22 protein-coding genes are annotated in these 23,498 nt (G+C 62.6%); 10 read left to right on the top strand and 12 right to left on the bottom strand.

What is annotated here, in order from left to right; translation table 11 throughout:
* The first annotated feature begins 40 nt into the window (after positions 1 to 40).
* Together GCM43_RS23155 and GCM43_RS23150 are read left to right on the top strand one after the other, a co-directional pair.
* Complete coding sequence (locus GCM43_RS23155; protein ID WP_152248252.1) at positions 41 to 838, top strand: SDR family NAD(P)-dependent oxidoreductase; 798 nt, start codon at positions 41 to 43, stop codon at positions 836 to 838.
* Positions 835 to 1,839 (top strand): NADP-dependent oxidoreductase, encoded by a 1,005-nt coding sequence (locus GCM43_RS23150; RefSeq protein WP_152248251.1) that lies wholly within the window; start codon positions 835 to 837, stop codon positions 1,837 to 1,839. Before GCM43_RS23155 ends, GCM43_RS23150 begins: the two co-directional genes overlap by 4 nt.
* 9 nt (positions 1,840 to 1,848) lie before the next feature.
* On the opposite strand, the gene GCM43_RS23145 is transcribed toward GCM43_RS23150, so the two are convergent.
* From GCM43_RS23145 to GCM43_RS23125, 5 genes are all read right to left on the bottom strand, one after another.
* Complete coding sequence (locus tag GCM43_RS23145) at positions 1,849 to 5,010, bottom strand: hybrid sensor histidine kinase/response regulator (protein WP_226929628.1); 3,162 nt, start codon at positions 5,008 to 5,010, stop codon at positions 1,849 to 1,851.
* Between the two features lie 153 nt (positions 5,011 to 5,163).
* On the bottom strand, positions 5,164 to 6,663 hold the full coding sequence (locus GCM43_RS23140) for a PepSY domain-containing protein (RefSeq protein WP_152248249.1): 1,500 nt from the start codon (positions 6,661 to 6,663) through the stop codon (positions 5,164 to 5,166).
* A gap of 11 nt (positions 6,664 to 6,674) precedes the next feature.
* A complete protein-coding gene (locus GCM43_RS23135; RefSeq protein ID WP_152248248.1) occupies positions 6,675 to 8,795 on the bottom strand; it encodes a TonB-dependent receptor in 2,121 nt (706 codons plus the stop codon).
* Positions 8,796 to 8,898: 103 nt separating this feature from the next.
* Complete coding sequence (locus tag GCM43_RS23130) at positions 8,899 to 9,291, bottom strand: DUF2946 domain-containing protein (protein ID WP_152248247.1); 393 nt, start codon at positions 9,289 to 9,291, stop codon at positions 8,899 to 8,901.
* A 51-nt stretch (positions 9,292 to 9,342) separates the two neighbouring features.
* Entirely contained in the window at positions 9,343 to 10,260 is a 918-nt protein-coding gene (locus GCM43_RS23125) for a LysR family transcriptional regulator (protein ID WP_152248246.1), read from the bottom strand.
* A gap of 111 nt (positions 10,261 to 10,371) precedes the next feature.
* On the opposite strand from GCM43_RS23125, the gene GCM43_RS23120 reads away from it, so the two are divergent.
* From GCM43_RS23120 to GCM43_RS23100, 5 genes are all read left to right on the top strand, one after another.
* The gene (locus GCM43_RS23120) at positions 10,372 to 11,148 is read left to right on the top strand and encodes an SDR family NAD(P)-dependent oxidoreductase (RefSeq protein ID WP_152248245.1); all 777 of its coding nucleotides are present in this window, start codon (positions 10,372 to 10,374) and stop codon (positions 11,146 to 11,148) included.
* Positions 11,149 to 11,170: 22 nt separating this feature from the next.
* On the top strand, positions 11,171 to 12,157 hold the full coding sequence (locus GCM43_RS23115; protein ID WP_152248244.1) for an aldo/keto reductase: 987 nt from the start codon (positions 11,171 to 11,173) through the stop codon (positions 12,155 to 12,157).
* A 47-nt stretch (positions 12,158 to 12,204) separates the two neighbouring features.
* Positions 12,205 to 13,131 (top strand): Gfo/Idh/MocA family protein, encoded by a 927-nt coding sequence (locus tag GCM43_RS23110; RefSeq protein ID WP_152248243.1) that lies wholly within the window; start codon positions 12,205 to 12,207, stop codon positions 13,129 to 13,131.
* A 90-nt stretch (positions 13,132 to 13,221) separates the two neighbouring features.
* Positions 13,222 to 13,806: a DJ-1/PfpI family protein gene (locus GCM43_RS23105; RefSeq protein WP_152248242.1), complete on the top strand. Its 585-nt coding sequence runs from the start codon at positions 13,222 to 13,224 to the stop codon at positions 13,804 to 13,806.
* A gap of 231 nt (positions 13,807 to 14,037) precedes the next feature.
* Entirely contained in the window at positions 14,038 to 14,811 is a 774-nt protein-coding gene (locus GCM43_RS23100) for a ferredoxin--NADP reductase (RefSeq protein ID WP_152248241.1), read from the top strand.
* A 216-nt stretch (positions 14,812 to 15,027) separates the two neighbouring features.
* Here GCM43_RS23100 and GCM43_RS23095 read toward each other — a convergent pair whose 3' ends face one another.
* Together GCM43_RS23095 and GCM43_RS23090 are read right to left on the bottom strand one after the other, a co-directional pair.
* Positions 15,028 to 15,348: an immunity protein Imm33 domain-containing protein gene (locus GCM43_RS23095; RefSeq protein WP_152248240.1), complete on the bottom strand. Its 321-nt coding sequence runs from the start codon at positions 15,346 to 15,348 to the stop codon at positions 15,028 to 15,030.
* 2 nt (positions 15,349 to 15,350) lie between these two features.
* Positions 15,351 to 15,698 (bottom strand): hypothetical protein, encoded by a 348-nt coding sequence (locus GCM43_RS23090; protein WP_152248239.1) that lies wholly within the window; start codon positions 15,696 to 15,698, stop codon positions 15,351 to 15,353.
* A 277-nt stretch (positions 15,699 to 15,975) separates the two neighbouring features.
* Between GCM43_RS23090 and GCM43_RS23085 the strand changes: the two genes are divergently transcribed.
* The 3 genes from GCM43_RS23085 to GCM43_RS23075 all read left to right on the top strand — a co-directional run bounded on the left by GCM43_RS23085 (position 15,976) and on the right by GCM43_RS23075 (position 17,523).
* The gene (locus GCM43_RS23085; RefSeq protein WP_152248238.1) at positions 15,976 to 16,389 is read left to right on the top strand and encodes a hypothetical protein; all 414 of its coding nucleotides are present in this window, start codon (positions 15,976 to 15,978) and stop codon (positions 16,387 to 16,389) included.
* Between the two features lie 99 nt (positions 16,390 to 16,488).
* Positions 16,489 to 17,229, top strand: a complete 741-nt coding sequence (locus GCM43_RS23080) for an OBAP family protein (RefSeq protein WP_152248237.1) — start codon at positions 16,489 to 16,491, stop codon at positions 17,227 to 17,229.
* 45 nt (positions 17,230 to 17,274) lie between these two features.
* Positions 17,275 to 17,523 carry a DUF3297 family protein gene (locus tag GCM43_RS23075; protein WP_152248236.1) on the top strand — a complete coding sequence of 83 codons (249 nt, stop codon included), beginning with the start codon at positions 17,275 to 17,277 and terminating at the stop codon, positions 17,521 to 17,523.
* Positions 17,524 to 17,566: 43 nt separating this feature from the next.
* Here the strand turns inward: GCM43_RS23075 and GCM43_RS23070 are convergent, their stop codons facing one another.
* From GCM43_RS23070 to GCM43_RS23050, 5 genes are all read right to left on the bottom strand, one after another.
* Complete coding sequence (locus GCM43_RS23070) at positions 17,567 to 18,421, bottom strand: HvfC/BufC N-terminal domain-containing protein (protein ID WP_152248235.1); 855 nt, start codon at positions 18,419 to 18,421, stop codon at positions 17,567 to 17,569.
* On the bottom strand, positions 18,411 to 19,325 hold the full coding sequence (gene bufB / locus GCM43_RS23065; protein WP_152248273.1) for an MNIO family bufferin maturase: 915 nt from the start codon (positions 19,323 to 19,325) through the stop codon (positions 18,411 to 18,413). The genes GCM43_RS23070 and bufB overlap by 11 nt, the downstream gene beginning before the upstream one ends.
* Positions 19,326 to 19,342: 17 nt before the next feature.
* Positions 19,343 to 21,391: a ferritin-like domain-containing protein gene (locus GCM43_RS23060; protein ID WP_152248234.1), complete on the bottom strand. Its 2,049-nt coding sequence runs from the start codon at positions 21,389 to 21,391 to the stop codon at positions 19,343 to 19,345.
* Positions 21,392 to 21,672: 281 nt separating this feature from the next.
* Entirely contained in the window at positions 21,673 to 22,491 is an 819-nt protein-coding gene (locus tag GCM43_RS23055; RefSeq protein WP_152248233.1) for a glutaminyl-peptide cyclotransferase, read from the bottom strand.
* A 25-nt stretch (positions 22,492 to 22,516) separates the two neighbouring features.
* Entirely contained in the window at positions 22,517 to 23,437 is a 921-nt protein-coding gene (locus GCM43_RS23050) for a LysR family transcriptional regulator (RefSeq protein ID WP_152248232.1), read from the bottom strand.
* Between the last annotated feature and the right edge of the window lie 61 nt (positions 23,438 to 23,498).

Below are 23,498 nucleotides of genomic sequence, written 5' to 3'. Positions count from 1 at the left end.
TCAAACCCGGTCAGCTGTCAGCTGGTCATATGAAAGGTTCATGATGTCAACTATTTCAAACAAAACCGCACTTATTACTGGCGCTTCTTCGGGTATCGGCGCTGTCTATGCCGACCGGCTCGCTGCGCGTGGCCACGATCTGGTGCTGGTGGCGCGCCGGGCCGATCGCCTGGACGCCATCGCTGCGCAAATCAGGGCCAGGCATGGCGTGCAGGTTGAAACGCTGGTGGCCGATCTGGCCAGCGATGCGGGCCAGGCCAGTGTCGAACAGCTGCTGATGAACCGGCCAGTGGCCATCCTGGTCAATAACGCCGGCATTGCCCGCCTGGCGCCGATCAACCCCGCCGGCCTGGCCGACTCGATGGCGCAGATCGCGCTGAACGTCACCGCCCTGACCCGCCTGACGCACGCCGTGTTGCCGGGCATGAAGCAGCGCAACGAGGGCACCATTATCAATATCGCGTCGGTGATGGCGCTCAGCACCATGCCGATGGGCAGCGTCTACAGCGCCACCAAGGCCTATGTGCTGGCGTTGAGCCGCACGCTGCAGCAGGAACTGGCAGGCTCGGCGGTCAAAGTACAGGTGGTATTGCCGGCCGCCACCGCCACTGAGGTATGGGACAACTCGGGCGTGCCGCTGTCGGCCATGGCGCCCGAGTCCGTCATGACGACCGATCATCTGGTTGACGCCGCCCTGCGCGGACTGGACCTGGGCGAATCGGTAACCTGGCCTTCCGTGGCCGATACGGCGCTGATCGAACGTGTTGAAGCCGACCGGATTGCCTTGTTCAAGTCGGCGCAGACCGGCCAGGTGGCGCCGCGCCTGGCAGCAAAATGAAAGCGCTGATCCTCCAACGCTACGGCGGCGTCGATCCGATCGCCTTTGCCGAGATCACACGCCCGCAACTACGGCCGGACGAAATGCTGGTGCGCGTTCATGCGGCCGGGCTCAATCCGATCGACACCATGATCCCCAAGGGCACCTTCAAGCCGATGCTGAAATTCGACCTGCCGGCCACGCTGGGCAGCGATCTGGTCGGGGTGGTGGTGGAAGTGGGCAGCCAGGTGACGCGCTTCAAGATCGGCGACGCGGTATTTGCCAGCCTGTTTGACCTTGGCAGGGGTTCGCTGGCCGAATTTGCCGCCGTGCCTGAACACGTGGCGGCGCACAAGCCGGCCAATCTGGACTTTGTGCAGGCCGCGTCGCTGCCGATGGTGGCGCTGACTTCCTGGCAGGCGCTGGTCGAGCGCGCGCAGGTGAAGCCCGGGCAAAAAGTGTTGATACCGGCCGGTTCGGGCGGCATCGGCACCTTTGCCATCCAGCTGGCCAAGCACTTGGGCGCCATCGTCGGCACCACCACCAGCGGCGCCAATACCGAACTGGTGCGCAGCCTGGGCGCCGATGAGGTGGTTGATTATCGGACCCAGGCGTTTGAGCAGGTGTTGCAGGGCTACGATGCGGTACTGGGCACGGTGCGCGGCGACAGTCTGGAAAAAGCCGTCACCATTCTCAAGCCGGGCAGCAGCGTGGTGTCGCTGGTCGGCCCGCCCGACGCCGCCTTTGCACGTTCGCGCGGCATGCCGTTTTTCTTCAGGCTGGTGTTTGGCCTGATGAGCCGCAAGATGATCGGCCTGGCAAAAAAACGCCATGCCAGTTATTCTTTCCTGTTCGTGCGCCCTGACGGCGAACAGCTTGCGCAGATCGCCAGGCTGGTCGAATCGTCCACCATCCGCCCGGTGGTTGAGAGGGTGTTTGCCTTTGACGATACCAGGCAGGCATTGGCTTACCTGGAACAGGGGCGCGCCAAGGGCAAGGTGGTGATACAAATGCCAGTGTAAGGAAAATATCTACCGGCCGCCCGTCGCAACCAGCGCCACTTGCAACGCATCAAAATTAAACGGCTTTTGCAATCCGGCATCGGCCACGGTACCAGCCTGGCTGGCCTGGCCGCTGGCAATAACAATATGCATGGCCGGATAGCGGCGGCGCGCCGCTTCGGCGACCACCTTGCCCGACATGTCGGGCAGGCCCAGGTCGGCGATCAGGATATCGTAAGCTGCGCTCTCCAGCGCCCGCAGGGCGGACTGGCCGTCGGCCATGGCATGCACTTCGTGACCCAGCAGGCCCAGCATGTCGACGGTAATCTGGCGCACCGCTTCTTCGTCCTCGACCAGCAGGATTTTCTTTCTTGGCGCTACCGTCTCGGATGCCGAAGCTGGCAGGGCCGGTACTTCCGCAACAGGCGCTGCCTTGCGCTGGCTGGCCAGCACCTGGCGCAGCTTGCGTGCCAGGCTGTCGCGCGAATACGGTTTGCCGAGCAGTTCGACGCCCGGATCGAGCCGGCCGCCATGGACAATCGAGTTTTCGGTATAGCCTGAGGTAAACAGCACGGCCAGCTGCGGCAGCAGTTCGCGCGCCTTGCGCGCCAGTTCGCTGCTGCGCAGCGGGCCGGGCATCACCACGTCGGTAAACAGCAGGTCGACCGCCATGCCGCTTTCCAGGATAGCCAGCGCGGCCGCCGCATCGTTGGCCTTGAGCACGCGGTAGCCCAAGCCGGTCAACATTTCCACCACGATATGGCGCACAGCTTCATCGTCTTCGGCCACCAGGATGGTTTCCTCGCCGCCGCTGGCCTCGGCCAGCACCTGGGTTTCCTGGCGCGCCTCCTCGCCGAGGTTGCGCGGCAGATATACCCGCACCGTGGTGCCCTGCCCCACTTCGCTGTAGATCTTGATATGGCCGCCCGACTGCTTGACAAAGCCATATACCATCGACAGCCCCAGGCCGGTGCCCTTGCCTTCCGGCTTGGTGGAAAAGAAGGGGTCGAAAGCCTGCGCCAGCACTTCGGGCGGCATGCCCGAGCCGGTATCGCTGACGGCCAGCATCACGTACTGGCCTGGCGCCACTTCCGTATGGCTGCGGCAGTAGGTCTCGTCGAGCCAGGCATTGCCGACCTCGATGGTCAGCCGGCCTGGCCCATCCATCGCGTCGCGCGCGTTGATGGCCAGGTTGAGCAAGGCCGTTTCCACCTGGGTCGGATCGACCAGCGTATTCCACAAGCCGCCGGCCACGATGGTTTCAATATCAATCGGTTCGCCCAGCGTATGGCGCAGCATGTCTTCCATGCCGGCCACGATGCGGCCAATCTTGAGCACGCGCGGCTCGAGCGCCTGGCGCCGGCCGAAGGCCAGCAGGGAACTGGCCAGACGCGCCCCGCGTTGCACGCCGCCCATGGCGTTTTCCACCCACTGCGCGGCGCGCGGATGGGCAGTCGGCACCGTGGCCAGCAGCTGCAGATTGCCGGAAATAACTTGCAGCAGATTGTTGAAGTCATGCGCCACGCCGCCGGTCAGCTTGCCGATGGCGTCCATTTTCTGCGACTGTTGCAGCGCTTTCTCCGCCTGCTGCCTGGCCAGTTCGCTGGCCCGCTCGGCGGTCACATCACGCGCCACGCCGTGCACATAGCCGGCGTCAGGCACGGCGCTCCAGGACAGTACCCGATAACCGCCATCCTTGCACAGATAGCGGTTTTCCAGCTCCACCGTGCTATTGCCATCGGCCAGCCTGGTCAGCCGGTTCGCTGCTGCGGCGCGGTCGTCGGCATGGATGAAATCAAAGATCGACTTGCCAACAACCTCTTCCTTCTCCCATCCCAGCAAGGCCCGAAAGGCCGGATTGATCGATACGATGCGCCCCTCAAAATCGCAGACCAGCATGATTTCCCGGGACAGGCGCCACATGCGGTCACGCTCGCGCGTGCGTGCGCTGACCTGCTCGGCCAGCGTGGCGTTCAGGTGGGCGAGCTTGAGGCTGGTCAGTTTCTGGTCTTCGATATCGGTGCTGGTACCGATCCAGCTGCTGATGGCGCCGTCGTCGCTGCGGATCGGCAAGGCCCGTATCAGATGCCAGCGGTACTGGCCGTCGCGGCGGCGGATGCGGTATTGCGCTTCAAAAACCTGACCGCTGTCAACCGAGGTACGCCAGCGCGTGCCAGCCTCCACGATATCGTCCGGATGCACCACCGCAGCCCAGCCGTCGCCATTGAGGCTGCCGGGCTGCGCGCCGCTGTAGTTATAAACCTGCTGGTTGAACCAGTCGAGCTGGCCTTGCGCATCGGCCGACCAGACCTGGTTGGGCATGGCCTGCGCCCATACGCGAAAGCGCGACTCGCCCTCGCGCCACAGTTTTTCCGCCTGCACGCGCGCCGTCACATCGGAGCCCTGCACGAAAATGCCGACAATCGCGCCGTCGTCGTCGCGCATCGGCTGGTAGACAAAGTCGACATAGCTGAGGCGCTCGGGCGCGGTGGCAGTAGCGGCGATCAGGAACGGCACCGAGGTGCCCGTATGCGGCTCGCCGGTAGCGTACAGCGCATCGAGCAGGCCGACAAAGCCCTGATCGGCCGCTTCCGGCAAGGCCTCGGCCACACTGCGCCCGATCAGTTCGCGCTCGCCGATCAGTTCCAGATAGGCGCGGTTGGCTAGTGAAAACACATGCTGCGGGCCATTGAGCATGACCATAAAGCCGGGTGCCTGCTCGAACATCTGCGCCAGGCGCGCATGTTCGCCCTGCAGCTGCCGCTCGGCCCTGACTTTTTCAGTGGTATCGACCACCACGGCCAGCATGCCGACTGCCTGGCCGCAGTCATCATGGATCGGCGAGTAATCGAGATTGAGCCAGTGGCGTTCGAGCTTGCCGTCACGCATCCAGCTCAGTTCCTGGTCCTTGAAGCTGACCGGCTCGCCGCCCAGTACGGTAGCGCGCACGCCACGGTTGAAGTCGGCCAGCTCGGGAAAGGCGGCCGAGCTGGTCAACCCCATAATGGCCGGATGGCGCAGGCCGACGATGTCAGCGTAACCCTGGTTGTAGAGCAGCGTGCCTTCCGGCCCCCACAAGATAGTCATGGCCAGTGGCGAATGCACGATGGCGCCGATCAGGCTGCGCATGCCGGGCGTCCATTGTTCGATGGCGCCCAGTTCGGTGGCAGACCAGTCGGTAGACAGGATCAATTCGCCTATTGCACCAGTGCCTGCAAGAAAAGATGAATGAGGAGCAAGGCAATGAGCGGCCATGGAAGTCCAGGGTAAGAAAATGGACGCGCGAGCGGCGTGGGAGTGACATTGTCACGAATCATTATACCGGCTGGCGGCGCTGATCCCGGTTTAGTTGGCAGCCGCCCGCCTGCCTGCCCGCCTTCCTACCATCATGCGCAGGCGCCGGTAGCCAATCACCACGCCGGTGGCGCTCAGTGCCAGCCCGCCCAAACTCAGCAACACCAGTACCGCCTCGCGCCACGGCCCGCTGCGCAACATGGGCGGCAGATCCCAGCTATGCAGAAAGCTGAACAGCCAGCGTCCGACCCGCTGCGTGCTGTCCATGGCCAGCACCACCTCGCCGGTGGCCGGGTCGATATACACCCAGTTGGCGTGCGCATCGTCAAAGCGCAGCTGCAGCACCGGCAGACGCCGTTCGGCTGCTCCCATCATGGCTTCGGCTTCGCGACCATAGTAATAGGCGTCCCACGCATGCAGCCACTGGTACTGCATGGCAACGCCCGGCATCAAATGCGTGGCCGCCTGCAGCAAGCTGGCCTCATCCCAGCGCTCGCGCACCTGACCCCCAGCTTCCCCGACCACCAGCCGCGTGCGTGCCCGGGCGTCGCGCGCAATCAGATACGGGCGGCCGTCAAGCACACGCCAGTCCAGTTCGACTGCCTGGAAACCGGCCCCGGACAGCAACTGCAAGGCCTTCTGCGGCGCCAGGGACAGGTGCGCCTGGGCCAGCGTGGCGCCGCGCCAGGCTGCCTGATCTGGCCGCGCACCGTTGGCGTCAAAGATACGCAGCGGATTCATCGACATGAGGCCACTGAATATCCACGTACAGACAATGGCGGCAAAAGCCAGCCCGACCAGATGGTGCCAGCGCATCAGCGTCTCGCGGTAAGGCGAGCGCGAACCGGATTTGTAGCGGCCCTGGAAACGCCAGCGCCAGACGCCGACCAGCGTGCCGGACAAGGCAGTGATCGTGGCCGCAAACGATGCGATGATCACGGTCCAGCTCCAGACCGGATCGTGCGACCGGTCGCGCAGCGGATAGACCCAGTGCAGCCAGGCGCCGACAAAGTTCCACAGCCGCTGCGTGCGCGGCGCGTCGATCAGCACTTCGCCAGTGCGCGAGGACAGATACAGCAAAGTGTGCTGCGCGTCGTCCATCTGCACCACATGCAGCGGGCGATGCGGGTCCAGCGCGCGCGCATGGGTCCAGCGGTCTTCGCGCACCAGGCCCTGGTAATGCGCTGCAGCGCCAGGCAAAAAGGCGCGTGCGGCCGCCAGCGCCGTGGCGGCATCGGCGCCTTCCTGCCGCTGGCCAGTGGCCGCATCAAACGCTGTTACCTGGCCACTGGCGTCACGCACGCGGTAGACGGGCGCGCCGCCGTTGGAGGTCAGTACGAGCTCGCTGGCCGAGGCAGACTGGCGCAGCACCTGCGCCGGGTCCGCGAAAGCGAACAAGGGCAAGGCAGGCTTGGTTGCGAGCCTTTCCCACGGCGTGAGCTTGGGATAGCCGACAAACAGCATCACCATGCCACTGATAAACCACAGCGCCATCAGCAGGCAGCCGGCAATGCCGGTCCAGCGGTGCAACTGGTAGCAAAAACGCTTCATCGCTAATGCCTTCAGAAACGATAGTGCACGCTGGCCTCGACCTGGCGGCCCGGACCGTAGAACCACTGGCTGGTGGTGTAATAGGCCGTCGTGAAATAGCCACGGTCAGCCACATTGGCTGCGCGCAGGCTGACGGTGGTGTCAGGTGCAGCCTGCCAGCGCAGTGCCAGGTCGGCGGTGGCGTAGCCAGGCATGGCGATGCGGTTGGCGTTATCGGCATAGCGGCGGCCGACGGCGCGCAGGCCGGCGCTGGCGCTCCAGCCGGGAAAAAACTGATAACTGAGCCAGATATTGGCCAGCTTTTGCGCCACATCAGGTGGCACCTTGCCGGCGCGCGAGACGGCCACGCCCTGCTCGGACTCGATAAAGTCGTCAAATTTTGCGCGCAATACGGTGGCATTGGCGTCCAGCTTCCAGTCACGCGCGAGCGTCATGCCCAGCGTCGCTTCCAGTCCGGTCGATGAGCGCTGGCCCACCTGCACGCGCAGCTGCGGGTTGGCCGGGTCGCGCGCCAGCAGATTGTTTTTTTCGATACGGTAGGCGGCCAGCGTCCATTCGCCCTTTTTCTCCCAAAACGATTGCTTCAGCCCCACTTCAAGCTGGCGCCCGGTCGACAGGTCAAACTTGCTGTTGGCTGCCGACAGCATCAGCAGGCCGCCCACCGGATCGGCCGCCCTGGCCAGTTGGGCGTACAGCGCCGTGTCGGGCGTGGCGTCAAACACCGTGCCCAGGCGCCAGCCGATATTGGTGTAGGTGCGGCCAAAGTCCTGCTGGCCGCTCACCAGGTTCTGGCGCTCGACTTGCGCATGGTCATAGCGCGCGCCGGCCAACAGCGACCAGCGCGGCGTGACTTCCAGCCGCTCTTCGCCATATACGGCGTATTGCCTGGCCGTATTGCGATAGCGTGGAATGGTGGGAATCGCGCTGACGAAATGGCCGGCAATCGGGTCATACGGATCGACCGACGCCGGGTCCGGGCTGCCCACGTAGGTATTATTGGCATGCTGGAAACGGCTATGGCTGGCGTCAACGCCCAGCGCAAACTGATTGGGCAGGCCCAGCAGGCTGCTGCGGTGCATGACGTCAATGGTAGCGCCCGTCTGCTGCTGGTCGTGCAGGATTTCGGTGTCGTCAGAGCGGTCGATCAGGCCGGTGGCGCCGTTCCAGGCATAGCCTTCGGCATTGCGGTAATGGCGCTCGCTTCTGATATGGTAAAGCTTGCTGCGCACGGTGGTGGCGGCAGACGGCGCCCACTCGGCTGCCGCCTCGCTCCAGCGGTCATCGTAGCGGATCACGCTGTCGCCGACATTGTAGTTTTTCTCGCGCAGGGCCGGCAACTGGCGGCCATCGACCAGCGGTGTGCCGAAGTAGCGCATCGGATGCTGGCGGCCGGTGGCGTGGCTAAGCTTGAATTTGAGCTCGGGCGTAGCGTCCCATTGCAATGCGCCGGAAAAACTGAGGTCGCGCGACTGGCCCATATCGACCCAGCCGTCCGAGCGGTTGCCGCTGGCATCAACCCGGTACGACCACTGCTCATCGATGGCACCGCCGCTGCCTACGCCGATGCGCTGGGTATTGTCGGTGCCAAACGTGGCCTGCACCTCATTGCGGATGGCGCTGCGGGTGGGCTTTTTGGGAATCACATTGACCACCCCGCCAATCGCACCGTCGCCCACCAGCACCGACGCGGGGCCGCGCAGCACTTCGATGCGATCGACCGACCAGGTATCGAACGGGAACGTCAGCCCTACGCCGCCAACCTGGCGCACGCCGTCGTACAGGCGCGTGACCGAAGTGGTGTCGGTAAAGCCGCGCGCCGACAGCGAACTGCCGCCGTTGCCCGGATGCGGCATGGCGGAAACGCCGGCTGAGCGGGTAATGGCGTCGACCAGGTTGCTGTCGCCACGTTCGTCCAGCAGGGCGCGGGTAATCACGTCGATGCTGGCCGGGGTTTGCATTGGCGTCAGATCGAGGTTCGAGCCGGTGGCAGCCGGCGTGCGCAGCGCCGTGGCCTTGTCGGCGCTGACCAGTACGGCCGGCAAAGTGATAACGTCATCAGCCGAGGCCAGACCGGGGACAGCCAGAGTGCTCAGGACAGCTGCCTGAATCAGGGGAATGCGGGTAGTTTTCATGATGGCAAAGCACAAGTTTGTCGCGCGCCGCCTTCAAAGGGGCGCGCAGCGAATAGAAACGCCCGTGCAGACAGTTGCAGCGGGACGAACAGGTTCGAAAAACTCAGGCGATGGCGGGTGGACCGCGCGGCTTGCCGGCAGACCAGGAAAACAGTGGCTGCGGTGCGCGGTAGAACAGCGGTGGGTAAAGATCGTGCCCTTCGATCAGGGCGAGTTGGATAGCCGCGCCGGGCAGCAAGGCAAACGAGCCGGCATGGGTGGCGCAGTACGGGCAGTGCTCGAAAGCATGTTTGGCCGGGTCCATGCTGCTGTCTGCAGGCAGGCCGGCCATGCTGTCGGCGTCTGTCATGCCGCCGACACTACAGATCTGCATGGCAGGAATGGTCGGGTTACCAGCAGCGAGCGCATGCGAAACCGATGGCGCAAGGGCAGCAAACAGGATCGCCAGCATGGCGACCCAGATATGCACGACTCTTGTTGTTGCCAATTTTCTCATGGCGTGATTATAGCCAGGCTGCCCCCTCTTTTGCCAGCAGTACTCCGGTGCTTAGTGCAACCCGGTCAGCCCCTGCTGCAAGCGGATGATATCGATCAGCGTGCGCAGCGCCGGATGTTTATGGCGCCGGCTGCTGTAATACATATGGAACGGGTCGCTTTGCGCGGCGTGCGCGGCCAGCACCACGTGCAGGCTGCCTTCGGCCAGTTCGGCGGCAATCCGGCTTTCCAGCAGATAGGCCAGTCCCGTGCCGGACTTGGCGGCGGCGATGGTGGCGGCGGTGTTATTGATGGTAATTAATCCCGGCACGCGCACGCTGCGCTTGTGGCGGCCCTGCCCCAGCTCCCACTTGTAGCTCGAGTTGTCGCCCAGCAGCAGCTGCAAACAGTGATGCCGGGCCAGATCGTCCAGTTGTTGCGGCTCGCCGTGACATGCCAGATAGTCGGGCGAGCCTGCCACGATCCAGCGCTGCGGACCGCTGAGCGGCACAGCCACCATCTCTTCGGGCACATGGTGGCCGTAGCGGATGCCGGCGTCATAGCCTTCGGCCACGATATCGATGGGCCGGTCTTCCACCACGATCGTCAGGCGCACGGCCGGACACTGGCGCGCAAACTCGGGCAACGCCGGGTTGATCAGCAGGTGCGCCGCATCGGCAAACACGTTGATGCGCAGTTCGCCATAGCGCCCGGCACCCGGCGCATCGACCTCGGCCAGCGCCTGGCCGATGGTCTCGAAACCGGCTTCGAGCTGCTGCGCCAGCGCCAGGCCGGTGTCAGTCGGCGACACCGCGCGGCTGGAACGGTTCAGCAGCTTGCTGCCCAAGCGCTCTTCCAAGCGCCGCATGGCGTGGCTGGCCGCCGACGGCGTCAGGCCGAGCTGGATGGCGGCCGCCTTGAAGCTGCGCGTGCGCATAATGGTGACAAACACGCGCAGGTCGCCCAGCTCGATACGGTCAAAGACGCTCATGGTTGAATAGTGTTCAGTATGTCGATGAATAGGATTCAGCTTAAATCGTATCACGGCGTGCCCTATCCACGTTAGGATGCAAGTCCGATTTTCAGCACAACAGGAAGCCCGATGAGCCCTTTTTCCTCCATCACCCTGCCCGACCTGGCTGGCAAGCGTGTCTTGCTGACTGGCGGTTCGACCGGCATCGGCGCGGCCGTTGCGCTGGCGCTGGCCGCGCAAGGCGTGCAGCTCGTAGTGCATTACAACGCCAGCGGCGAGGCGGCCGAGCAGCTGCGCGCCCAGGCGCCCGAACAGATCACGCTGCTGCAGGGCGACCTGGGCCAGCCGGGCGAAGTGGCGCGCGTGGTGGCGGAAGCGGCAGCACTGCTCGGCGGCCTGGACGGGCTGATCAACAACGCCGGCGCCATGCTGGGCCGCGTGCCCACTACTGCTGCCAGCGAAGAACATTTTGACGACGTGCTCAACCTCAATGCGCGGTCAGTCTGGCAGGCCAGCATCGCCGCCCATCCGCACCTGAAGGCGGCCGGCGGCGGTTTTATTATCAACACCAGCTCGATTGCGGCGCGCAATGGCGGCGGTGGCGGCGCGGTGCTGTATGCAGCGGCAAAAAGCTTTGTCAGCAGCCTCACGCGCGGCCAGGCCAAGGAATTCGTGGCCGACCATATCCGCGTCAACGCGGTGGCGCCCGGGCTGATTGAAACGCCTTTCCATGTGCGCGACACCCCGCCCGCCGTGATGGCCGCGCAAAGTGCCACCATCCCGATGGGCCGCGCCGGCTTGCCCGACGAATGCGTGGGCGCCTATCTGTTTCTCGCGTCGCAGGCGTTGTCGGGCTATATCACCGGCCAGGTGATTGAAGTCAACGGCGGCCAGCTGATGCCATAACCCACCATCAAAGGAAAACACCATGCAACAACGCAAATTGGGCAAGACCGGCGCACACATCTCTGAAATCGGCTTTGGCGCCTGGGCCATCGGCGGCGCTTGGGGCGATGTCTCCAGCGACGACGCCAAGGGCGCGCTGCACGCCGCGCTCGACGCCGGCATGACCTTTATCGATACGGCCGACGTCTATGGCGATGGCCGCTCGGAACGCTTTATTGCCGAAGTGTTCAAGGAGCGCGGCGGCGAGAAACCGTTTGTCGCCAGCAAGCTGGGCCGCCGCCTGGCGCCGCATGTGGCGCAAGGCTATAACGCGGAAAACCTGAACGCCTTTGTCGAGCGCTCGCTGGTCAATCTGGACACCGACTGCCTGGATCTGGTGCAGCTGCACTGCCCGCCGCCGGAAGTGTATTACCAGCCGGAAGTGTTCGATATCATGGATCGCATGGTGACTGCCGGCAAAATCCGCCACTACGGCGTCTCGGTGGAAAAAGTCGAGGAAGCGTTGAAAGCCATCGAATACCCGAACGTGGCCACCATCCAGATTATCTACAACGTCTTCCGCCAGCGTCCGGACAGCCTGTTCTTTGCCGAAGCGCAAAAACGCGATATCGGCGTGATCGTGCGCGTGCCGCTGGCCTCGGGCATGTTGAGCGGCAAGATGCATGCCGGTAGCACCTTTGCCGCCGACGATCATCGCGCCTTCAACCGCAACGGCGAAGCGTTCGACAAGGGCGAGACGTTCTCGGGCGTTCCCTACGACGTGGCGCTCGAAGCGGTCGAAGAAATCCGCCGCCTGGTGCCGGGCGACATCACCATGGCGCAGTTTGCCTTGCGCTGGATCCTGATGGAAGACGCGGTTTCCACCGTGATTCCGGGCGCGCGCAATGCGCAGCAGGCCGCTGCCAATGCTGCGGCGAGCAGCTTCCCTGCGTTGAACAGCGAAACCATGACCGAACTGCGCAAAATTTACCAGCACCGCATCGCGCCATTTGTGCACCAGCGCTGGTAAGATTGCGTTTTTCGTCACGTCATACCATTAGAAAGAGAACAGAGTACATGTCGACTATTAAACTGGCCATCGTCGGAGTGGGCAAGATCGTTTATGACCAGCACGTGCCTGCGATTGCCGGCAATGCCAATTTCACGCTGCTGGCCACCGCCAGCCGCAACAACACCATCGATGGCGTGGCAAGTTTCCCGACCATCGAAGCCATGCTGGCCGCGCATCCGGAAATCGAAGCCGTGTCGCTGTGCATGCCGCCGCAATACCGCTACAAGGCGGCTTACGCTGCTTTGTCGGCTGGCAAACATGTGCTGATGGAAAAACCACCGGGCGCCACGCTGTCGGAAGTGTCCGACCTGAAACGCCTGGCCGCAGAAAAAGGCGTCACGCTGTTTGCCACCTGGCACTCGCGCCATGCGCCGGCCGTGCCGGTCATGAAGGCCTTCCTGGCCGAGTATGCGCCGCGCAAGGTCACCATCAACTGGAAGGAAGACGTGCGCCAGTGGCATCCGAACCAGGACTGGATCTGGCAGCCGGGCGGCCTGGGCGTGTTCGATCCGGGCATCAACGCCCTGTCGATCATGACGGAAATCCTGCCACGCGCCGTGTTCCTGCGCGCAGCCGAACTGTCGTTCCCGGAAAACCGTGAAGCGCCGATTGCCGCCGACCTGCACTTTACCAACGCCGACGGCCTGCCGGTGGAAGCCCAGTTCGACTGGCGCCAGACCGGCAAGCAAAGCTGGGACATCATCGTCGAGACCGACAAGGGCGAACTGCGCATGGCCGACGGCGGCGCCAAGCTGTCGATCGACGGCGTGGCGCAAGAGCTGCCGCCGGAAGCCGAGTACCCATCGCTGTACAGCCACTTTGCCGACCTGATCCAGAACGGCAAGTCGGATGTGGACCTGTCTCCGCTGCGCCAGATCGCCGACGCCTTTATGCTGGGCAAGCGCCAGGTCGTGGAAGCGTTCCACGATTAAACTGCGGTTTGCATGACTCCTGCCAGAAATTGTCAGTATCGCCAGTTATGCTGGCGCCACTGATTTTTCTGGCCTTTTCAAAGGAACCTTATGCCACGCGCCATCACCATTCTCACCGACAATTTTGCCGACTGGGAAATCGCTCTCTTCAACGCCACCGCCCGCCTGTATTACGGTTTTTATACCGGCTATGCCACGCCTGACGGTTTGCCCGTGACCTCGGCGGCCGGCATGCTGGTCACGCCACAGCTGGCCATCGCCGATATCGACCTGCGCGAACTCGACGCCCTGATCGTCTGCGGCGGCCCGGCCTGGCAGGATGCCAAGTCGGCAGCGCTGATTGCCTCGCTGGCGCCGCTGCTGCAGGCGGCGCGCGAACGCGGCATGGTCGTGGCCGGCATCTGCGACGGCACGCGCGTACTGGCGCAGGCCGGCCTGCTCGACCATGTCAGCCATACCTCCAACAGCGCCGACAACCTGGCCGTGCCTGGCTATCACGGCAGCGCGCACTATCGCGATGTGCCGCATGCGGTAGCAGACCAGGGCGTTGTCACGGCACCCGGTACCGCACCGGTCAGCCTTGCGGCGGCGACGCTGCAGGCGCTGGGGATTGCCGATCCGCAGCTTGACGCCTACCTGCGCCTGCATGCGGCAGAGCATCAACAGCACCGGTGAAAGTGAGCAAGGTCAAGATTTAGGGTAGCCAGGCTGCCATTTTCCGGCGAAATCTGTCACATCTTGTCATCGGCACTATAATACTGGCACCGCGTGCAGTGGCCTTGGCGGCGATAGACGGTAACAATTTGGGGCAGAGCTGCGTACAATAGCGGCTGGGCCTTCTCAGGGTTTCACTTTTGCCAGCAGTTGCCAGCACCTAACCATTTTTTTGACCAGCAAATAAATACTATGAGTTCGATGAATGAAGAGCGCGTATTAAGCGTGCACCACTGGACGGATACCCTGTTCTCCTTTACGACCACGCGCGATCCTTCGCTGCGTTTTTCCAATGGCCACTTCACCATGATCGGCCTGCGCGTCGATGGCAAGCCGCTGCTGCGCGCTTACAGCATCGCCAGCGCCAATTATGAAGAGCATCTGGAATTTTTCAGCATCAAGGTCCCAGGCGGCCCATTGACCTCGCGCCTGCAGCATCTGCAAGTGGGCGACACCGTCATCGTCGGCCGCAAGCCGACCGGCACCCTGGTATCGGACTACCTGCTGCCAGGCAAGCGCCTGTACATGCTGTCGACCGGCACCGGCCTGGCGCCGTTCCTGAGCATCGTACGCGACCCGGACATCTACGAACGCTTCGACCAGCTGATCCTGGTTCACGGTGTGCGCCAGGTGGACGAGCTGGCCTACCACGACCTGCTGGTCGAGCACCTGCCGAACCACGAGTTCCTTGGCGAAATGGTGTCCGACAAGCTGCGCTACTACCCTACCGTTACGCGTGAAGAATTCCGCAACACCGGTCGCATCACCTCGCTGATCGAAAGCGGCAAGCTGTTTGAAGACCTGGGCGTGCCACCACTGGACCCAGCCGTCGACCGCGTGATGATCTGCGGCAGCAGCGACATGCTGCGCGACCTGAAAGACATGCTCGAAGAGCGCGGCTTCAAGGAAGGCAATACCTCGACCCCGGGTGACTTCGTGGTCGAACGCGCGTTCGCTGACAAGTAAGCCTACCGCACCCTGAAAGCCTGGCCCGCCACGCAATGGCGCTGCCAGGCTTTTTTGCATCAAAGCACCGCGTCAAAACACGGGGTCGGTTCCGCCAATCGGACACGAACTCATCCGAACTCCCTATCCTGCATCCCCAAAGACCTCTTTATGCAGGGCGAAGCCGAGCAAAGCTGAGCCTGTGTCCAAATGGCGGAACTGACCCTGCGTTACGCGTTATTCCACCCAGACGTCCTCGTAGCCCGCACGGTCGATAATGAATTTGGCACCGCTCGGCAGTGCCAGGTAGTTGATGGCCTGCGGCAGCAGCTCCTGCAGGTGCGACGCGTGCAGCGGCTGGTAGAAGCCTGACGCGTCGGAATGTTCGCCGCAGTGGATAAACCAGCTGATGGTGCCGTTCTCGGGCAGCGTGATGCGCGTGCCGTAGATGGGCTCTTGCGCAAGCGTGCCCGTGGCCAGTGCAATCATGGGTTCGGGCGCTTGTGCGGGCAGGCCGTATTTGTCGCAGAGCTGCTGTTGAAGCGGTGTGATGGGCATGGTCAGGAGCCGATATATTGGTAGTGGAGGCGCGGCACGCCTTGGTCGCTGCTTTCGCTGCTTATCTCGACGTGCAGGATCGCCTCGCAAGGCTGGCCCGCGACCATCAGCATGCATTCCATGCCAAGGTTGCCCAGATGATTGACGAACCAGTCGATTGCCGGGCGTCCGCCACGAAAAACCTGCGAGCACTGCACCAGCGGCGCCAGTGTCAGCATGTCACCGGGCGCCACAAAACTGCCGACATCTTCAAATATCTCGCTGGCGACAGCGTCGCTGATGGCAAATTCGCGCAGCAGCACCGTACGGTCGCGCCGGTTGATCGCGTCTAGCAGCTTGCTGACCAGCATATGGCTTTGTTGATTGCTGATTGATGTCATGGTCTGGTCTAATGGGCAATATTGCGATTATAGCCTTGGCTTCGGATACTGTTCGTTTGATAGTAGTTATCTCAGTGAACTATATTTTGCAGAAAATGCTTTCCACCCACCAAAGAGTTCTCCTACAACAGCACAAGCCGTATCCCTATGGCTTGCTCAAGCATAAGAACAGACAATGTTTCGGCGGGATCATCTGTCGAACAAGATGGATGACCGGGCAACCAACCTTAACGATTGGAGACATATCATGGCAAACAGCAACGATAAAAGCAGCAATCAGTCAGGTAACAATCAATCAGGCAACAAGCAATCGGGTACCCAGGGCGGCACGCACGAGCAGCATGTCGAAGCGGGCCGTCAAAGCCATAAAAACGACGGCAACAATGCGTCGGGCTCGCAGCAATCGGGCCAGGGTGGCCAGGGCTCGTCGGGTTCCGGCTCAGGTGGTTCTGGCTCCGGCATGCGCGGCGGCACGCCGGAGCAGCATGCCGAAGCCGGCCGTCAAAGCCACAAGAACGATGGCGGCTCGTCAGGTTCGCAGCAGTCCAGCCAGTCGAAAGGCGGTAGCGAACAGTCCGGCTCGGGCGGCATGCGTGGCGGTACGCCTGAACAGCATGCCGAGGCTGGCCGCCAAAGCCACAAGAACGACGGCAAAAAGTAAGCTGAAAGTCAGCTGAAAAGCGTACTGGCCTGATTCAGGCCATTCATGCGCCGGGCCCGCTCCATGCTGGCCCGGCTGTTTTACTTTCGGGAGCGACCAATGAAACCAATATGCCTTCTGCTGGCCATCACCGGCCTGCTGCTCGCTGGCTGTGGCGCCGACAATACGCCCTCGAACGTCAGCGCACCGGGTGCGCCGGCAAGTCCCAAAACGCAGGCCCTGGAAGCAGGCGCGGCGCTGCTGCAGGACAAGCCGCCGATTGCCGCCCTCAATGCCTATCTGGACGGTTTTCATTTCTACAGCGGCAATATGCAGGGCCAGATGGAGGCGCACCACTACTGCGCCAACGTCAACGAAGATGTGATCCAGTGTGTGATCTACGATGGCAACGTGGCCAGCGCCAAGCTGATGGGCGTGGAATATATCGTGACTGCCAGGCTCTACCAGGGCTTGCCTGCGCCTGAAAAAGCGCTCTGGCACAGCCATGTACACGAAGTGAAGTCCGGCCAGCTGATTGCGCCCGGCATCCCGGATGTTGCAGAGAACGCACTGATGAAAAAGCTGGTGGGCACCTACGGCAAGACCTGGCACACTTGGCATACCGACCAGCATGCCGAGCTGCCGATGGGTGTACCGCAACTGATGATGGGCTTTACCGCTGACGGCCAGGCTGACGCGGCCATGGTGGCGGCGCGCGACCAGCGCTTCAAGGTTGACAGCATGGAAAAGCGCCGCCAGCGCGCCGATATTGCCGCGCCAGCCATTGATCCGGGCGCCGATGCGTGGCAGCACGGCAACGCCGTCCAGCTCGATGACCTGACAAACGTGCACCACAAGTGATGGCTGGCGGTTGTCTGGAATGGCATTCTGGGCGATAATTCGGCCATGAACGATACCACCACCTTGCCCCCATTGCCCGATCGCCTGTCGATCGATCCGAGCAGCCCTTTCCACGTCGCCGCCGTGTTTGAACACGACGTCGGCATCCGCTTCAACGACAAGGAACGCCTTGACGTTGAAGAGTATTGCATCAGCGAACGCTGGATCAAGGTTGCCTCGACCAAGTCGCTGGACCGCCGCGGCCGCCCGCTGCAAATCAAGCTGAAAGGCAAAGTCGAAGCGTTTTACCGTTAAGACTTCCTGACTTCATAAAAAGGCCGATGCAAATCGGCTTTTTTTACGTCGTTTGATCCACCTGCGTCACCATGCCCGCCGCCGTTGCCACCGGCAGCCACAGCGTGGCATCGGCCAGCACCTGGTCGACCGGCAAGTCGGCCGCGCTGGCCGCCTGTAGTGCGCATTGCTGCAGCGGTGCAGGCTCTGCGGCTGCCTGCAGGAAATAAAACTGCCATGGTTCGAGCGCATGCATGCTGATGCGATAATTCCAGCGCGCAATGGCAACAAAGCTCGGGCTGGCTGCCGGCTGCGGCGGCAACACCTTATCGCTGGCGCCCTGCGCCTGCTCCCAGAAGGCGCGTACCGGAAACGACAGGGCCAGCAGACGCGTGCAGGGCGGCAGCAGCAGCGGGCCGGCCTCGCCCAGCAAGCCGCCAAAGCCATCGAAGCCCCCGGCCTGCGCCTGTCCCGTCCGGTTTTCCAGTCCGAGTGCCCTGCCCGCCTCGGCGCGCGCCCGCTCCAGCCGCGCCAGGTCGATAGGGAACTGCAATATGACGGCGCCGGCTCCATGCTGGCCCTGCGGCTGGCTGGCCGCCAGAAAATCGGCAAAACCGGTGCCCAGGTCGTACAGCGTGCTCGAGCGCGAAGGATGGCGCCAGAGATAGGCGCGCGCAAAGAAATCGAACAGTTCGGGGCCCATGCTCTGGCGCAGCACCGGAAACTCGGCCTGCAGGCAGTCGAGCAGGCGCAGCACATAGCCGTCGGCGTAGATGCTTAACCGCTGCGGGCGCGTCAGCACCTGCTCCGGCGCCAGCCCGAAACGCTGCTGCGCCAGTGCCGCACCCTGCGGCGCACCGCCCGGACAGGTCATGGCCGTCAGGAACCAGCTCTGCAATTGCGCCAGTTCAGGTTGCATGGCTGGCCTCCAGGTGAAAGCCCAGCGGCGTCGACAGCGCCGGGCCTGCGCCAGGCAAGACTGGCGCGTCGGCAAACACACCCCGCTCGGCCGCACGCGCCTTGGCCAGTTCGGCCAGCAGTTGCGGATACGGCGGAATATTGGCGTCCCATTCCAGCAGCGCCGACACGCCGCCGGTCAGCTGCTGCGCCAGTGCATACAATCGCCAGACGGCGGCAGGAACCGGCGCGTCATGCGTGTCGATCAGCACCTCGCCGCAATCTGTCGGGCCGGCCAGGTGGATCTGCACGATCTGCGCATGCGGCAGCTGTTCGATGTAATGCACGGCATCAAAGCCGTGGTTATGCGCACTGACATGGACATTATTGACGTCAAGCAGCAGGCCGCAGCCGGTCTGCTGCGCCAGGCGGCTCAGGAATTCCCATTCGGGCATGCTGGAGCCGGCAAATTCCACGTAGCTGCTGGGGTTTTCCAGTATCAGCGGTCGGCCCAGGAAATCCTGCACCTGAGTGACGCGCCCCGCCACATGGCGCAGGCTGGCTTCGTCGAGCGGCATCGGCAAGAGGTCGTGACTGTTGAGCGAAGCGGCGCCGGTCCAGCATAGGTGATCGGAAATCCACGCCGGCTTGAGTTCGCCAGCCAGCGCGCGCAGCTTGTGCAGATAAACCATATCAAGCGGCGCGCTGCTGCCGATCGACATCGACACGCCATGCATGACGATCGGCACCTGCGCCGCCACCGTGTCAAGCACATGGCGCGCATAACCGTGGTTGTCGATAAAGTTCTCGCTGATAATTTCAAACCAATCCACCTGCGGCCCGTGCGCGAGAATATGCTGGAAATGCGGGTGGCGCAGTCCCACGCCCAGGCCCAGATTCGGCAGGCCCAGGCGGGAGGCCGCCAGTTTGCTGGCGGCATGCATCAGGTCGACGGCGGCAAGGCCATGCGCAGATCGGTCGGGGCAGGCTTGTCGCCCGCTACGCCGCCACGCGCCACCACCACCTTGCTGTACGCTTCCCACGCCTTGTCGTACACGCTTTCACCGAGGCTGAAAGTCACGGTCTCATTGAGCGCAATGCTCTTGTGATCGGGCGCTGGTTCAAAGTTGTACAGCGCCATGGTGCCCGGTTCGGCGTTCGGATACAGTTGCGAGGCCGAGATCGGCACGGCGCAGCCGCCGAAGGTGCCGCATTTGTTGTCGCTCGGTGCGCTGTAGATTTTCGGGGCCGGGCCAGGCGCTGGTGGCTTGGGCGCACCGCACAGATTGCCGGCCACGGCAGTCACCTTGGCCGAATGGCCACACGACGATGGCGCAGCTGAACCGCCGCACTGGCCGCCGCCCGCGTCGAGCTGGGCAAAACCGCAGCCGCCCTGGGCATGGCAGCCGTTCGAGCCGCGGCAGGTATGGTAGACGGCCAGCGCCGCACAGCTGCTCGAGACCGGGTCTTCCAGGTGCATGCCTTGGCAGGCATGGTAGAGCACGCCGCTTTCCGGCAACGGCACGCCGGCCGCCAGGCTTGGGGCCTGGCCCAGCACGGCCCAGCAGATCGACATGCGGTCGCCGGCGCCCACCATCGACGGATACGGGAAATCCGTGTCCTGCACCTGCCAGTAGGTATCGAGCACCTTGGTAATGCCGTAGATGGCGCCGGTCGCTACCGTGCTCAGCATGTCGAGCGTATCGGACTTGTCCTTCAGGCGGTTCAGCGCGCCGGCCACATCGGCTGGCGTGGGAATATTCTTTGGCGCCGTGGCCGCGTTGTAGCGCTCGTTGGTCAGCATCGCCTCGGTCCAGCTGTGGCCGGCAGCGTGCCACTGGGCCCAAGTATTGACCGGCAGCATATCCTTGACCTGGCCAAAGCGCTCGTAGTGATCATAGGCGGCGCTGTCGTGGCGGGCGGCGGCGTCGCGCGATGGCGCCTGCTGGCCGTCATTGGTATAGGACGGATAGTCGGCTTCGAGCGCTTCGAGGTCTTCGCGGTAGTCGGGCTTGACCGCCATCAGCATCGGCTTGCCCAGTACGCGGCGATAGCGCTTGATGGCCGACTCGCTGCCCTCGCCCTGGTCGGTAATGGCCGCCATCATGTCGATCGCCTTGTTGAAGGAACGGATCTGGCCGCCGTCCTGGTCGTTCTCGCCAAAACAGGTGTCGAAGCGCGGAAATTCCTTTTTTTCATGGCCGCTGTCAGGCTTGTCGGTGTTGAACATGTCCTGCTGCACCGAGCCGTTGACGAACAGTTTTTGCCACAGCGTCTGGCCATCGGTGTACTCGATACTGATATAGCGCGCATAACATTCGTACATATAACCGATGGTGCCGAACAGCGGCAGGTCATGCACGCTCTTGCCTGGCGTCCAGCCGGCCAGTGGTACTTCGGGGAAATACTTGGTGCTGTCCTTCTTGTCGTACTCGGCCAGTTGCTCACGTGCCTGCTCTTCCGGCTGCTCGATGGCCAGGAACAGGTCGCACTGGTTGCCGTTGAGCTCTTCGAGATTGACGCGTACATGATGGTAGCCCGAGGTATCTTGCAGGTCGACAATATGCGGAATCATCGTGCAGTTGCTGCCATAGCAGGTCCAGCCATGTTTCTGGTCCTGCAGTTCAGTGCCCGTAAAGCTGGGCGAGGCGCCAATCGCGGTGGCCAGGTTGGAGGCCATCTGCAGGTGCAACATTTCCTGGATAAATACGCTGAAGATGATATTGAAGGCTTTTTGCTCCTTCGTGTCCGGCTTGGCAGTGGTGCTCATGCCCGGCCACTGGCGCCCGTCATAGTAATTGACACCCTTGGCATTGATCTGGTGGGTGCCGTGGATCGAATACATGGTGGCCATATAGAGCGGGATCGTAAACAACTCGACGCTGACCGCTGCCTGGGCAATGGCGCGTACGGCCGCCGTGTCGGTGGCCAGCATGTCCAGTGGTCGCTGTGTTACAGGTGGCTCGGTGCTTCCTATGGCAGGCATCTTCATTCTGGTCTCTCCCTGAGCGTAGTCGTTGGGTGCCGTCGCGTCCGTGATGGGCAGCGATCGGGGCCGACAAATAATACGCTCAGGAAAAATGACTATGCGGCAATATTGAGCAAACTACCGGGACACTATCGCAGCCCAATAAAACATATATTTATGATAATAAATAATGCCATTTTCCCTACATTCTGTGACAATTGGATAGATTAACTGCCGCGCCAGCGTGTATAGCAGCGCCGATACACGGTAGCATCAGTCACTATCATATTGATAGTGACTTGAATCTAGCGCGACTCGACCTTGATCAGCTCGATCTCGAACAGCTTGGGCCACAACTTGCCGGTCACAAACAATCGCTTGCCGCGCGCATCCCAGGCGATGCCATTGAGTACGGCATCGGGATTGTCGGTGCCGCGCTGGTTGGCCGGCAGCAAACCGGTCAGGTCGATCCAGCCGACGATCTTGCCGCTGACCGGATCGATACGGGCAATCACGTCGGCGCCCCAGACGTTGGCAAACAGCTGGCCATCGACCATTTCCAGTTCATTCAGGCGATCGATGGGCTTGCCTTCGGCCGTCACGTCGAAGCGGCGCAGCTCTTTCATCGATTTCGGGTCGAGCACGCGGATAGCACTGCTGCCGTCGCTCATATAGACGTACTTGTGGTCGCTGGCCAGGCCCCAGCCTTCGCCCTGGTACTGAAACTTGCGCTTGAGCTTGAAGCTTTTCTGGTCGAACACATAGCCGGTCTGCGAGGTCCAGGTCAGCGCCATGATTTCGTCGCCGACATCGGTAATGCCTTCGCCAAACACATTGGCGTCAAGCATTTCGCGCTGCAGCACGCGCCCTGTCGCCAGGTCCACTTTGCGCAGCGACGACTGGCCGTTCTGGCCCGTGCTTTCATACAGATGGCCGTCCTTGTACAGCAGCCCCTGGGTAAAGGCGCGCGGGTCATGCGGATAAGTATTTTTGACAAAGTATTTATAGACGGGGATGACAGCCTGGGCGCAGCCCATTTGACTCATCAGGGCTATGGTGCACAGCAGTCCCGGCAGCAGCGAGCGTGCCGGGCGCTTCAGTATGGCGCTTGCAATGATCTTCATTGGTTTCAAAGGAAATGAATGTCGCTTATTGTAATCGGCCAGGCGCTGCGGCGCTGCCAGCCATGCGCGAACGCACCAGGTCGAGCCAGGCGCGGGCGGCAAACGACAGACTGGCCGTGCGGCGCCAGGCCAGCATCAGATTCCACTCGACCGGCGGGTCAACCAGCGGTGCGATGGCAAACTGGCTGGCGTCGAGCGTATCGCAATACATCTTGGGCAGCAGGCAGATGCCCACGCCCAGGCGCACCAGCGAGGCGATAAAGTCCCACTGGCCGCTGCGCCCGGTAATGCGCGGCGTAAAGCCGGCGCGCTGGCAGGCATCCAGCACGATATCGTTCAGGGCAAACGTGTCGCCATAGAAAATAAAGGGGCTATCAGCCAGTTCATGCAGCTGCACCGAGGCGCGTCCGTGCCAGGGCGAACTGGCGGGTGCCAGCAGGCACAGCGGCGAGCGCACCAGCGGCAGCGCCTCGAAGTCCTGCCAACTGGCGGCATTGCCCGGATAGTCAAGCATGGTGCCCAGCTCGACCGTCCCTTTGCGCAAATCGCGTTCGATGGCCTGCGTGCCCACCTCGTACATCTTCAGCTCGATCCCGGGATAGCGCTGGTGAAACTCGGCCAGCCACGGCGCCAGCTCCATATGCGTCTGCGGCGACACGCCCATGCGCAGCTCGCCACGTTCGAGCTGCTGCAGGTCGCGCAGTTCGGTCTTCAACTGCTCGTGCAGGGCCAGCAACTCATGCGCGCGCGCCAGCACCACCCGTCCCGCATCGGTCAGCGTAAAACGCTTGCCTTCGCGCTCGAGCAGCATCAGGCCCAGCGACTCTTCCAGCTGCGCCACCATCTTGCTCACAGTCGGCTGCGTTACATGCAGGCGGCTAGCTGCGCGCGTAAAACTGTGCTGCTCGACAACTTCGACAAAGTAGCGCAGTGAGCGGATATCCATCGTGTATTCCAATATCGAATGATATTCATAATTTTAATTCATTTTATCTTTCAACAGGCAC

Origin of the sequence: Janthinobacterium aquaticum (assembly GCF_009208565.1) — a bacterium.
GTDB lineage: Bacteria > Pseudomonadota > Gammaproteobacteria > Burkholderiales > Burkholderiaceae_D > Janthinobacterium.
Note: the sequence above shows the minus strand (reverse complement) of the source record. Positions and strands in the feature narration are given on the sequence as shown.